The sequence below is a fragment of the Moritella sp. Urea-trap-13 genome, assembly GCF_002836355.1.
Taxonomy (GTDB): domain Bacteria; phylum Pseudomonadota; class Gammaproteobacteria; order Enterobacterales; family Moritellaceae; genus Moritella.
The window spans coordinates 451,600-463,934 of the sequence record NZ_PJCA01000031.1 but is presented as its reverse complement, the minus strand read 5'-3'; the positions used below and the strand labels follow the sequence as shown (position 1 = coordinate 463,934).

General features: G+C 37.9%; 13 protein-coding genes. 7 read left to right on the top strand and 6 right to left on the bottom strand.

The genetic code is table 11. The annotated features are described in order from the left end of the window. Positions 1–19: 19 nt before the first annotated feature. Positions 20–1,270, bottom strand: coding sequence for an O-antigen ligase family protein (locus CXF93_RS10030; RefSeq protein ID WP_101062382.1), 1,251 nt, complete (start codon positions 1,268–1,270; stop codon positions 20–22). A 189-nt stretch (positions 1,271–1,459) separates the two neighbouring features. Here CXF93_RS10030 and CXF93_RS10025 point away from each other — a divergent pair, with 189 nt between their 5' ends. Further along, positions 1,460–2,563, top strand: a complete 1,104-nt coding sequence (locus CXF93_RS10025; protein ID WP_198551637.1) for a right-handed parallel beta-helix repeat-containing protein — start codon at positions 1,460–1,462, stop codon at positions 2,561–2,563. Positions 2,564–2,602: 39 nt separating this feature from the next. Here the strand turns inward: CXF93_RS10025 and CXF93_RS10020 are convergent, their stop codons facing one another. Next, the gene (locus CXF93_RS10020) at positions 2,603–3,145 is read right to left on the bottom strand and encodes a DUF882 domain-containing protein (protein WP_198551636.1); all 543 of its coding nucleotides are present in this window, start codon (positions 3,143–3,145) and stop codon (positions 2,603–2,605) included. Between the two features lie 70 nt (positions 3,146–3,215). Beyond that, positions 3,216–4,529, bottom strand: coding sequence for a L,D-transpeptidase family protein (locus CXF93_RS10015; RefSeq protein ID WP_198551635.1), 1,314 nt, complete (start codon positions 4,527–4,529; stop codon positions 3,216–3,218). Positions 4,530–4,651: 122 nt separating this feature from the next. Here CXF93_RS10015 and CXF93_RS10010 point away from each other — a divergent pair, with 122 nt between their 5' ends. From CXF93_RS10010 to CXF93_RS10000, 3 genes are all read left to right on the top strand, one after another. Continuing rightward, on the top strand, positions 4,652–5,107 hold the full coding sequence (locus tag CXF93_RS10010; protein WP_198551671.1) for a YaiI/YqxD family protein: 456 nt from the start codon (positions 4,652–4,654) through the stop codon (positions 5,105–5,107). Positions 5,108–5,158: 51 nt separating this feature from the next. Continuing rightward, positions 5,159–5,632 carry an NYN domain-containing protein gene (locus tag CXF93_RS10005; RefSeq protein ID WP_101062379.1) on the top strand — a complete coding sequence of 158 codons (474 nt, stop codon included), beginning with the start codon at positions 5,159–5,161 and terminating at the stop codon, positions 5,630–5,632. Positions 5,633–5,776: 144 nt separating this feature from the next. After that, a complete protein-coding gene (locus CXF93_RS10000; RefSeq protein WP_101062378.1) occupies positions 5,777–6,178 on the top strand; it encodes a GtrA family protein in 402 nt (133 codons plus the stop codon). 9 nt (positions 6,179–6,187) lie between these two features. Here the strand turns inward: CXF93_RS10000 and CXF93_RS09995 are convergent, their stop codons facing one another. Both CXF93_RS09995 and CXF93_RS09990 read right to left on the bottom strand, forming a co-directional pair. Then, positions 6,188–7,441, bottom strand: coding sequence for a HAMP domain-containing sensor histidine kinase (locus tag CXF93_RS09995; protein WP_101062377.1), 1,254 nt, complete (start codon positions 7,439–7,441; stop codon positions 6,188–6,190). Between the two features lie 18 nt (positions 7,442–7,459). Then, positions 7,460–8,134, bottom strand: a complete 675-nt coding sequence (locus CXF93_RS09990; protein ID WP_101062376.1) for a response regulator transcription factor — start codon at positions 8,132–8,134, stop codon at positions 7,460–7,462. Between the two features lie 148 nt (positions 8,135–8,282). Between CXF93_RS09990 and CXF93_RS09985 the strand changes: the two genes are divergently transcribed. The 3 genes from CXF93_RS09985 to CXF93_RS09975 all read left to right on the top strand — a co-directional run bounded on the left by CXF93_RS09985 (position 8,283) and on the right by CXF93_RS09975 (position 11,932). Next, positions 8,283–9,362 (top strand): glycosyltransferase family 2 protein, encoded by a 1,080-nt coding sequence (locus CXF93_RS09985; protein WP_101062375.1) that lies wholly within the window; start codon positions 8,283–8,285, stop codon positions 9,360–9,362. A gap of 7 nt (positions 9,363–9,369) precedes the next feature. Beyond that, complete coding sequence (locus tag CXF93_RS09980) at positions 9,370–10,851, top strand: glycosyltransferase family 39 protein (protein ID WP_101062374.1); 1,482 nt, start codon at positions 9,370–9,372, stop codon at positions 10,849–10,851. Between the two features lie 169 nt (positions 10,852–11,020). Continuing rightward, positions 11,021–11,932, top strand: a complete 912-nt coding sequence (locus CXF93_RS09975) for a TIGR01777 family oxidoreductase (protein WP_101062373.1) — start codon at positions 11,021–11,023, stop codon at positions 11,930–11,932. Between the two features lie 51 nt (positions 11,933–11,983). Here CXF93_RS09975 and CXF93_RS09970 read toward each other — a convergent pair whose 3' ends face one another. Then, positions 11,984–12,325: a hypothetical protein gene (locus CXF93_RS09970; RefSeq protein WP_101062372.1), complete on the bottom strand. Its 342-nt coding sequence runs from the start codon at positions 12,323–12,325 to the stop codon at positions 11,984–11,986. Positions 12,326–12,335: the final 10 nt, after the last annotated feature.

The following is a 12,335-nucleotide window of genomic DNA, read 5'->3' as shown; positions in this document are numbered from 1 at the left end:
ACCAATCACGAGCCGATATTTAAATCACACTGTAGCGTTTACTTTTCACTTCGTTGCTAACGAGATAGATACCGGATGAAACAATAATCACAAGCATTAAAAACCATGCCATATTTGCATCTCTAAATATCGTTGATTCAGTTACATTATGAAAGATAGGTATAATGAGTGCCGCATGGAAGTATAGATTGTTAGATTTCAACATCGATAAAATGAAAAACATAAATATAAAACATGTTCCAACAACGCCAAATTGTAACAACAATTCTAAATAACCATTATGTGCCGATGATATATACTGTAAAAAACTATATTGATCATCTAATACGAACGGTATTATACCCACGCCAAAATAACTACCATAACCATAACCATATGTTATTTCATCAAAAAATGTAAGATCATAATATAATGCATCCCATATAACACCTCGTCCAGTAAAGAAATCGTCATCAACATATAATGCAATATGCTGATAATCATTTAAGTGATAACTAACCCCAGGTATAAAAACAAATATACTAAAAAAAACGACAGTAAAAAAAGACGTTATCACTTTAATTTTAAACAAACTAAGGTGGATCATTAAAAAATATATAATACAAAGTACAATACTTGTTTTACTTTGGGTTAAAATGAGTAAGAAAAACAGAAAGATTAACATTACATTTAAAAATTTACTGTTTATATCAAAGGATTTTACCCACATATGACTTATAATAATCAGTACCGCTAAGTTGATACCCATGGTATTTTTTGATTTTAAATAACCAGCCAATTGCATATTTTCATTAAATCCCGCGCCCTGAATAATGGCTAGCGATACCATAATTATACATATAATCACAGCCCCCTTTAGATTGAGTTCGATACTTTTATGATAATAAGAAAAGCAAAGTCCTAGCGCTACCGAAGTACAAAACAGAATCTGAAACATAGCCCGTTTCATTGAGATTATTGGATAATTTGACCAAGCAGCACTGAGTAAAGCAATAAAACAAATGGCAACTAAAATTAATATTTTATTTATTATTATTGGTTTTAATTTATTTATTTCTGTATTGATAAAGAATCTAAACGAAAAGAACATGAATACAAATACCCAAAAGACTTGTTTGAATGCATTGCTCTGGGCAAGGTTATCGGTAATCACATCTAATTCACGATCCATCATACTAATCTTATTACTAAAGTCAGGAGAGTAAACACCAAGACAAAACAATAACATAAGTAATAAACCATACTTTTCAAGCCAGATAACAACATTCATAAAGAATCCAACTGGGAGGTGATAAACCACTAAAAGACAAACATATCTAATTTAGATATTGATATAATATTAAGTAAGCATAAATATGATATTAGACGCTAGATAAGAATTTGGCATCGCACTAAATGTTAATGTGAGTCTAATGCACTATCATTAACACACTTGCATTACCCCGTTACAAGGTTCTGTATGATGTATAACCCTATAAATAGATATAAAAACAAAGTTATTTTAGTTATTTTAGTTTTACATATGGCTACATTTACAAATACAGCAAATGCTGAAGTAACAAATACAACCCAAGACTGCACAAAAATAATTTCAACCAGTAAGCACAAACCATCTCATTCAACTCCAACGTTTACCAAGTTGAGTCTTGCTTTAGAACGCTATATTGAAGGTGACGTGGTCTGTCTTGCTGATAGTTATCAGCCAGTAATTTTGATTGAAGACTTTAACAGCGGAAGTAAGCCGCTCATAATACGACCTTTACAATACCTCGGTACCACAATAAAAAGTAGGTACTACCAAGGAACAGGTTTAACAATAAAAAATTCAAACGGTATAATTATTGAAGGATTGATTATTACTGGTGGTTTAAGTGCCATATTGATACAAGATTCCTCGAACATATCAATTACATCAAACCGTGTATTTAATACTGGTAATCAAGCTATTTCAATTAAGCCTCGTCATTACGGTGGTAGTCACTACCTAATTAAAGACAACATTGTGTTTAATACTGGCATGCTGAACCCTCAATACGGAGAAGGTTTATACATTGGTGATGGGTCATACACTAAAGATAGATCTAGATTACGGATACAACATACGGTGAGAGATGTGACAATCATGAATAACATCATCCACCATACAGGCAACGAAGCCATTGATGTCAAAGCCAATGCCTATGACGTTAAAATACTGAATAACACCATCAACGATATTAACCTAAAATTCAATGCCGCGATCACAATTGCAACCGAGTCATCATTTGCAGAGTTTGGAGGCTACATAATCGAAGGTAACGTGCTCACCAATATCCATAATCGCTCAGGCTATCGCCCGATTGCGATTGCTGTTGGACATGGAGATACCGTCATCAAAGATAACATTATTGTAGATGAAGCAAAAAAGTTTGTCGCCATATGTCTCTTTACTACGTTCTTAAACCCGAAGCTGAATAAGGTTACCCTAGAACACAATATACTAATTGGCAGAGGCAGTCCTTTCTCGGCTAATTGTACTGGAGGAACGAAGGATAAAGCGAAAGCAGTGGTAACAGTAAAATGAGTGGGTTGCCTAAAGAAATTCGTTTTAGACAACCTAGTTCTACCAAAGCCTCACAGGCCCAGTATCAACATGGACAAAGCCTGACTTAGGATAATAACCAACCCCACCTAGTTTTAATGAAATAGCCGCATCGCGTAGATGAGATAGTTGCACATCAGGCATCGAAATATCAATCGCCATTCCGCGCATGTGATAGCTTTTCGTCGCTACAGCATGGCTTTTACTCGCTAACATCTGATTCGTTTTAGGCGAGCGATAGCCAGATATAACATGAAATTCTTCAGACACATTTAACGTTCTATTTAGCTGATACAATAACTCATATAAGCGGTTATCCATCGGCGCTGCTAAATTTTGTCTGTGATCTCGAAGTACATGACTAAAATTTTGGAGTGTATCGTCCTGATATAAACCATCCACCCAATAATTACCGTGCTCACGTTCTCGAGTATGGATATTGTAAAAACCAAGTTCTCTCAAACCTATTACACTTTGACTGGCGTGAACGGGTATAACTGAACATGCAGCTAATCCACCAAGACCTACTAACACCTTTCTACGTGTTGGACATACTGTTGACACTATACCACCATTGATCACTTTTTATACAGAAGCAGAGGAATGTATATGCAATCACCTATTTGATCAAGTTTTATTGCTGCAAAGCATATATGTCGTCACGGTATTGGCTTAATCCACGGTCATCAATCCAGGCAGTCCAATATACCAAATGTACTGGTAAAACATCATTTAACGGAAACCACTTAGTTGTTTTTCGTGTAAATTTAAGATGCGACCATAATTTTTTATTATCGACTAAACTATTTGCGATCCAATCTGCCAATTCATCTACTTTTTCAATACGAATACAACCAGAAGATAATGCTCTATTGGTATTATTGAATAAGTTCGTATTGGTTGTATCATGTAAATAAACACTAAAATCATTAGGAAAATAGAGTTTGTATCGTCCGAGTGCATTATTCGTACCCGGCATTTGTTCAAGACGATATGGGAATTGACCATTGGCGAGTTGCTGCCATTCTTCAGCAGATTTTTCAATTTTTTGGTTTTGGTAGTCAAATACCTTAAAATTACTCTGGGTAAAAAAATCGCCATTCTTTTGAACTTTCGGTAATAAATCGTCTTCTAAGATACTCCTTGGCACCCGCCAACTTGGGTTAATAACGATGCTTTTAATTTCACTGGTTAAAATCGGCGTTGGTTTTTTAGGTTTACCCACAATGACTCGGGATCGCAAGGCTATCTCACCGTGATCGCTAAGCAGTAGTTCATATGCAGGAATATTAACAAGTAGGTATCTGTCGCCCAAATTAGCCATAAAATGGATTTTTTCTTCCATATTTTGACTTAACAATTCAGCTCTACGTAGGGGATTAAGATTTAGCCATTTTAGCGTATCTGGACCGATGACAGCATCGGCAGTTAATCCATGTCGTCGCTGAAAATGCCGTACTGCTGTTGCTATTTCTGCAGTGTAAATATTTGATAAATGTAATTGCTCGTCGCTATCACCCAGTAATATTAACCGAGAATGAATTTCATGCACTATAGGATCTCGATCACCGATGCGTAATAACCCAGGAAATACTATATCCTCCCAGATATATTGCACAGATAGCCAGTTTAGATAACTAGCACGACTTGAAAACTGTAGCGTTTGCTTGGAAACTGTAACATCACTAACCAGATAATTTTTTGGTAAAAGATTATCTGGTTGTGTATTATTATGATTTACATATGCATAGTGTTCATTGTCGGCTGTACTGATATTACTTGTCACATTAGTCGTTCTTCCAAGTATCGAAACTTGATGAAGTGGTAGCGCGGAAACAGGATGACTAATAGGTGTTATCATGGCGATCAACAACATGAATTTTAACTTGTTGTTACAAGAGCATTTTCGTATAATTTTCAATCTCTTAAAAATATACTTTTTATACATAATAGTCTCCCTGTGAACTTAAATTAAGTATGGCTAATAAATAACAACTCACCAACATTTTTATCTTTTTATACGTTAAAATACCCCCTTTAAATAAGTATGAAGGTTATATGAAAAACAATATTACAATTTGGGTTGATGCAGATGCTTGTCCGACCCCAATGAAGGAAATTCTTTTTCGTGCTGCAGTACGTGTAAAAGTACCATTAGTGCTTGTCGCGAATCATTACATACGTGTACCAGCCTCGCCTTATATATCAATGACCCAAGTCCCTTCAGGTTTTGATGTTGCAGATGATCACATCGTATTAAAAATGTCGAAAGATGACCTCGTCATTACTTCAGATATCCCCTTAGCTGCTGAAGTGATCGAAAAAGGCGCGCACGTTATTACTTCGCGTGGCGAAAAGTACACACTAAGTAATATCCGTCAGCGTCTTAATATGCGTGATTTTATGGATACCATGCGAGCAAGTGGGGAAATGACAGGTGGGCCAGCGGCACTAGGCGTAAAAGATAAACAGGCATTTGGTAATGCGTTGGATCAGTACCTCGCTAAATACGCAAACAAAACATAATCCATTATCATGGTAATTGATAAATCTACCGCGGAAAAATAGGAATATATAGTGCAAAAAATCGCTGTGTTCGTTGACGTACAGAATATTTACTACACCACTCGCCAAACTTACGGGCGTCAGTTTAATTACCGCAAGCTCTGGCAGCATTTATTATTGCAAGGCGACGTAGTCACTGCGTATGCTTATGCGATTGACAGAAATGATGATCAGCAACGAAAGTTCCAAGATGCACTCAAACATATTGGTTTTGATGTAAAACTAAAACCCTTTATCCAACGCAGCGATGGCAGCGCAAAAGGTGATTGGGATGTTGGGATAACGATCGATGTGTTACAAGTCGCAGAGTCTGTCGATACTGTCATCCTACTCTCTGGTGATGGTGACTTTGCTATCTTGCTTGATACGATAAAAGCACGTCATCAAGTCAGAGCCGAAGTTTATGGCGTACCTGCGCTCACCGCGAATGCATTAATAAATAGTGCGACCGTATTTAACCCGATTTATGAAGATTTCTTATTGTAAGTTATTACATAATGTAAAACATAAAACTAAGTTTCGCTTTAGGTATCCAGCTCATGCACTAGCGCAACTGATTTTGTTATTCACGTTTTTTCTACATCTCAGATGTTAGGTTTACAATTTCAAACCTGTTAGCTAAGACTAAACATGAATAACAAATATATTAAATTTGCTTGTGTCGGTGGCATTGGCTTTATCGTCGATTTAAGCACTATGATATTATTCTCGACATTAATGCCTTTATTCGCTGCACGGTTACTGGCGTTTTTCTTTGCCGTAAATAGCAATTGGCTACTGAACCGTACTTTTACCTTTAAAGAGCAACAATTAGACAGTGATTCAGGATTACTTCAAGAGTGGAGTAAATTTCTATGCTCATCATGCTTCGGTGCGATCCCTAACCTACTTTGCTATTGGTTTTTAGTGTCAGCTTTATCTCTCACTGGAACTGCGGCAATCTTAGCAATCATCCCAGGTATTATATTCGGCATGCTAATTAACTATTTTTTAGCTGACCGGTGGGTATTTGCTAAACAGGTAAATCGGTAGTCAATCAATCTACAGCGATATAATCGCACTACAGCCACCAGCCTCATTATTTTTAAGCTCAAATTGCCAGTTATATTTACGACAAATATCTCTGGTAATTAACAGACCTAAACCATGCCCTTCATCATTACGTTGTTTATTATAAAGACCAATGCCAGTATCAATAACAGTAATTGAGTTGCAATCAACAACGACTTTCACTTCACCGGATTCAGTATACACAAAAGCATTTTTTAATAAATTACCCAGTAACAATTTTAACGCTACTTCAGGGATAGTCACTAGGGGCGCTTGCTTTATGATCACGTTAACAGCGACAGGTTTTGAGCTAAGTAAAGCACTGTGTGCATCCACACTCACCATGATTTCATCTTTAGTCAGCTCTCGTTTTGATAGCGCTAAGTCTTGTTCCGATTTAGTTAAAGACAGTAATGCATCAATAAAATCATTCATCTCATTTGCTGCACTTTGCAAGCGTACTTGTTGTTTTTTGATAAATTCAGGTTCATTACTATAACTCAATAAATTAGTCGCCCCTTTCATCACCATTAATGGCGTGCGTAACTCATGACTCGCCATACGATTAAAGGCGCGCTCTCGCTCAATTAACGCATTTTTCTGTTGTTGATTCTGATTATAACTATCAACAAGCTGTAATAATTCTTTAGTCGCAATGCCCGCAGGTAGTTCGATATCACTGGTATCATCCGGTGAGCGACGCGCAATCTGTTGAGCTAATACTGATATCGGTGCGGTTAGTCGGTCTGCAATACGCATAACAACTAATAAAGCGACAATGAGAAGAAACAATGAAGTCAACGACTGCCATGATTGTGTCCACATTATCTCCTCTTCGCCCATTTCAAAAGCAGGGTCACTATGGACAATGTAAATGAACGGATTGTCTTGATCCAATGTAGCAAGTTTCATCAAGAAAAATTCTGTACCTAAAGAATTATTTTGTCGAATTTCAACGGCTTCATCAATAGGAAGGTATAAATTCTCATCCACCAGCTCAGGTAAAGTGACACGGTCAATATAACCTCTTGTAAATTCATCAATCTTAAACGAACGAGCGTGTCCAGATGATTTTGATTTTTCAATAATCGATTCTTTTTGCAGTATTAATCTATTCTGAATACTTAATTGCTCAATACTTTCGAGTGTTGAATCAAGTACTGTTGCATGGATCATGATGATCGCGAACGCCACAATCGAAAAATAGATAAATGTGAGTTGTTTAGCCGAACGCACTTTCGCCATAATAATCTCTAAGCCTAACTATTTAACAGAAATAAGTTGATAACCAATTTTCGACAAGGTTTTAATGTAATGAGATTGAAAAGGCTTATCAACCTGGTTACGTAACTGATAAATGTGACTGCGTAAAATGTCACCTTCGGGTTCATCTTCACCCCAAATAGCATTTATAATTTCATTTTTCGTCACGATCTCAGGGCTGCGCATCATCAGCAATTTCAAAATCGTAAACTGAGTTGGGTTTAACTCAAAATTACAACCATTACGAGTGGCAATATGGGTTTTCAAGTCTAATGATAATTCATTAAAGGTTAATTTTTTGGCTGAATTTTTTCCACTACGACGGCGGTGTAATGCTTGCACACGGGCAGCTAGAATATCGAGATCAAAGGGTTTGATAAGGTAATCATCGGCACCACAATCGAATCCAGCCAACGTATCTTCACGGGTATCACGCGCTGTGAGCATTAAAATGGGGGTATCGTTGCCCTGCTCTCTTAACTTTTGACAAACGGTCAAACCATCCATACGCGGCATTTGAATATCTAAAATAATTAAATCATAATAATTATTACTAGCAAGTTCATAACCATGCACACCATCTTGCGCATAATCTAAGGTGTAACCTTTTATCTCAAAAAAATCAAAGATGATGCCTGCTATATCTTGATGATCTTCCACTAATAATATTTTCATTAACCGTTCAATCCAATAATTAAATACCATGTCATTATGACAAATTTGATGTCGAAATAATGTAAAAATGTCAAAAACATGTCGAAAACATTAATTCCACACAGCTTGATCTAGACTGCATGCATTGTTATCCATCTCGGAATTTACTATGCCAGCCAGTATCACATCCATTACCGAACACAGAGAGGCAAATAAAAGCACATTGCCGCCTTTATTGTCTATCGTGATCCCATTTTTTAATGAAGATGAAGTACTAACAGACTGTCACCAACGTGTTATAGCTGTCCTGAATACTCTACAGCAACCGTGCGAGATCATTTATGTCGATGACGGTAGTAATGATGATTCATGGTCACAAGTCATTGGTTTTACCGCTAACAATCATACCGTGCGTTGCATAAAGCTCAGTCGTAACTTTGGTAAAGAAGCGGCGATGACGGCGGGCATGGCAAATACAGTAGGTCGTGCGGTAATACTATTGGATGCCGACTTACAAGATCCACCCGAGTTAATTCCACAGATGATCAGCGAATGGGAAAATGGCTATGATGTCGTTAACATGCAGCGCAAAGAACGCCATGGTGAAAACTGGTTAAAACGGACAACAGCGCACCTATTTTATAAATTGATCAACCGTCTCGCTGATATTGAAATGCCGTGTAATGTTGGTGACTTCCGCTTACTTGATCGTAAAGTTGTCGACGTTATTAATAACTTACCAGAACGTAATCGTTTTATGAAAGGCTTACTCTCTTGGCCTGGCTTCAATACTTGCACGCTGCAATTTGACCGTGACGCACGTCAAGCTGGCACAACGAAGTGGAATTACACCAAACTTATCCACCTCGCTTTTGAAGGTATTACATCTTTCAGTATCAGACCCTTACGTATCGCAACTGCAGCAGGGGTGGTCACATCCATTATTTCGGTAATGATGGCAATAGTGCTGGTGAGTAAGACACTATTCTGGGGCGACCCAGTTGCTGGTTACCCTTCATTAATGACCGTCGTATTATTACTTGGCGGCATACAATTGTTGTCGATTGGTCTGATGGGTGAGTATGTCGGTCGCTTATTTATTGAATCAAAACAACGTCCCAACTTTATTGTAATGAATGAACAAACCGCAGAACCCAATATAGCTTTCAACCTAAGCAGGCATACCAATAACCCCCGACATACACACCAAGCACACCAAGCACACAATACTAATTTTAAACAAGGCTAGTCTTAACATGTCTAAAGCAGTAAACAATGTATCTTTAACCAAAATAGCGATAACACTTGTTATCGCCGCGATAGCAATAAGATTATTTACCCTTGGTTTTTTTCCTCTTATGGATACTACCGAAGCACGTTATGGTGAAATGGCTAGGATCATGGCAGAAACAGGCAACTGGATCACGCCGATGTTTGATTACAACGTACCATTTTGGGGCAAACCACCACTATTCACTTGGATGAGCGCCACAGGTATTACACTCTTTGGTTTAAATGAATTCGCAGTTAGAATACCGCACCTACTCGCTGGTGGTTTGGTGTTATTCATCGTCGCACTGCTTGCTTACAGCATCACCCCATCACATTCACGGTCAGAGCGTAAACAAGAGGCATGGCTAGCGGCAGGTATTCTGGCAACGACTGCAACATTTATCGTTGTCACAGGCGCAGTAATGACAGACACGGCACTGACACTCGGCATTACCTTAAGTATGGCTGCATTTTGGCTCAACTATAAAAACAAATCGGCATTATGGGGACATTTGTTTTTCATCGGTTTAACAATAGGTATGTTAGCGAAAGGTCCTTTATCATTAGTACTCATTGGTATGAGCTTGTTTATTTGGGCCTTGTTTAACAAAACCTGGATGAGCATGTTCCGTAGTTTACCGTGGAAAACTGGCATTCCGCTGTTCCTTGCGACGAGCCTGCCTTGGTACATTATCGCGGAGGACTCTTCACCGGGTTTCCTTAATTATTTTATTGTTGGCGAGCATATTAAACGTTTCTTAGTCAGTGGCTGGCAAGGTGATTTATACGGCACCGCACACAAAGAGATAAAAGGGACAATCTGGCTATTTGCGATTGCTTCAGCACTACCATGGACACCGTTATTTATTTATCAATGGGTTAAAAGCATACAAACGACAAAAAGAACAAAAGGTGAAACTAGAACACAACAAGACGAAGACACGGTAGAGCTAAACTACACCAGCTTCTTATGGGCTTGGTTATTAGCACCATTATTACTGTTCACATTTAGCGGTAACATTTTATCAAGTTATGTCATGCCTTGCCTACCGGCGTTCGCATTATTGATGGTGGTATATCAACGTAACAATCCCCTATCAACCAAGGTCTATAAAATAGGCTTAATAACACCGATATTAATTTTAATTGTCGCCATTTTACTACGCACGGAAATGGCGAGTAAACAATCTGAGAAAGGGTTGATGCAAACATGGTCAGCACAAGCTCAGAATAAAGAGTTAGTCTATATCGACAAACGTCCATTCTCAGCACAATTTTACTCACGTGGCGTGGCTGTTGAACGTAAAATAAAACTAGAAGTTGCAGTACAAGACATAACAAAAGACACCTATTTTGTTATACGAAAATCAAACGAGACTGAACTGCTGATCACCAGTTTACCTCAATGCAACGTCGTTGATCGTGCAAAGAAACGTGTACTGGTATTTTGTAACGCAAATTATTAATTTACAACACGTGAACATTCGCGTTATCAATGTATAAATCTGATAATAAAAAGCAAGTTAAGGTCATTATCTAACTTGCTTTTTATTACTTATAGTGACGATATTATTACTATTATAAATACCAAGTTGATCTATACTAAGCAGTAACATAACTTAAAATTTAAAACTCATGCATATATTGATAACGGGTGGCACCGGTTTCATCGGCCAAGCATTCATTAATACACACCATGAAGATTATAACTTTACGGTATTAACCCGTAATGTCAGTAATGCAAAGAAAACCTTTTCACATATCTCCACAAGTAATATTAAATTCATCTCCCAATTAGAGGAACTGCCAAGTGCCATCCATATTGATGCCGTTATCAATTTAGCGGGGTCACCTATTATGGATAAAATGTGGAGTGATAAACACAAACACATATTAGAGTCCAGTCGTTGGGAAATAACGCAGCAATTAGCCGACTTTATAGCAACAAAAACAATCACACCGGAAGTATTTATCAGTGGATCTGCGATTGGGGTTTACGGGCGTCAAGGTAGTGAGACAATTGATGAGACTCACGGTCGTCATTATCCTGAATACTCAAGTCATTTGTGTGAACACTGGGAAGAGATCGCTCGGACAGCCTGCCCTAACACACGCACTGCCATATTGCGAACTGGCATCGTGCTCGGTAAAAATAACGGTGCCTTACAAAAAATGGAATTACCCTTTAGATTAGGACTAGGTGGTCCCATAGGCAAAGGTGACCAATATATGTCTTGGATACATATCGATGATATGGTTGCCGCCATCCATTATTTAATACAGCATAAGACCTGCTCAGGAACCTTCAACCTTACATCGCCAAACCCAGTCACTAATCGTGAGTTTTCGGATAAATTAGCCGCAAGCTTTAATAACAAAGCACGTATCACTACCCCGAAGTTACTATTAAGGCTATTACTCGGTGAACGTGCCGATATTATTATATACGGTCAGCGGGTATTACCAACTCGATTACTTGATAGTGGTTTTGTGTTTCATTTTGAAACCTTAGAACGAGCACTTTCGGCCATTTATACTGACGAGTAAACAACGAATGTAGCACGTTTATGATGCGAGTTAACAAACATAAGGCTTTCTTTAATCCGCATGTTTTCTGGCAAGCTTAATAGCATCTAAAATATTGATAACCCAAACACAAAGTAACGCAAAAGTGGCAAACTGTACACCTTGCGTATCTATATTTACCATCTGCTGATTAACCAATGCAGCGATATTTTCTATGTCTAAATTACTTCGCGATCTCAATACCTTATCAACCATTAATTGTGTTTGGGTCATGGTTATATCCATTATGTAATATAACGGGATCCCAGCAGCAACCGCAAATATTGCCGCTCTTAAGTGTTTCTTTAGCAGCCATTGCCCCGCCCCCGGAAATAACAACGCAGATAGCAGTCCGGCTTTAACAGTCAGGTTCATAAACACTCCA

Coding starts and splice junctions, on each gene's coding strand:
- CXF93_RS10030 (WP_101062382.1), bottom strand. CDS start 1,270: ATGAATGTTGTTATCTGGCTTGAAAAGTATGGTTTATTACTTATGTTA.
- CXF93_RS10025 (WP_198551637.1), top strand. CDS start 1,460: ATGATGTATAACCCTATAAATAGATATAAAAACAAAGTTATTTTAGTT.
- CXF93_RS10015 (WP_198551635.1), bottom strand. CDS start 4,529: ATGTATAAAAAGTATATTTTTAAGAGATTGAAAATTATACGAAAATGC.
- CXF93_RS10000 (WP_101062378.1), top strand. CDS start 5,777: ATGAATAACAAATATATTAAATTTGCTTGTGTCGGTGGCATTGGCTTT.
- CXF93_RS09995 (WP_101062377.1), bottom strand. CDS start 7,441: ATGGCGAAAGTGCGTTCGGCTAAACAACTCACATTTATCTATTTTTCG.
- CXF93_RS09990 (WP_101062376.1), bottom strand. CDS start 8,134: ATGAAAATATTATTAGTGGAAGATCATCAAGATATAGCAGGCATCATC.
- CXF93_RS09985 (WP_101062375.1), top strand. CDS start 8,283: ATGCCAGCCAGTATCACATCCATTACCGAACACAGAGAGGCAAATAAA.
- CXF93_RS09980 (WP_101062374.1), top strand. CDS start 9,370: ATGTCTAAAGCAGTAAACAATGTATCTTTAACCAAAATAGCGATAACA.
- CXF93_RS09975 (WP_101062373.1), top strand. CDS start 11,021: ATGCATATATTGATAACGGGTGGCACCGGTTTCATCGGCCAAGCATTC.
- CXF93_RS09970 (WP_101062372.1), bottom strand. CDS start 12,325: ATGAACCTGACTGTTAAAGCCGGACTGCTATCTGCGTTGTTATTTCCG.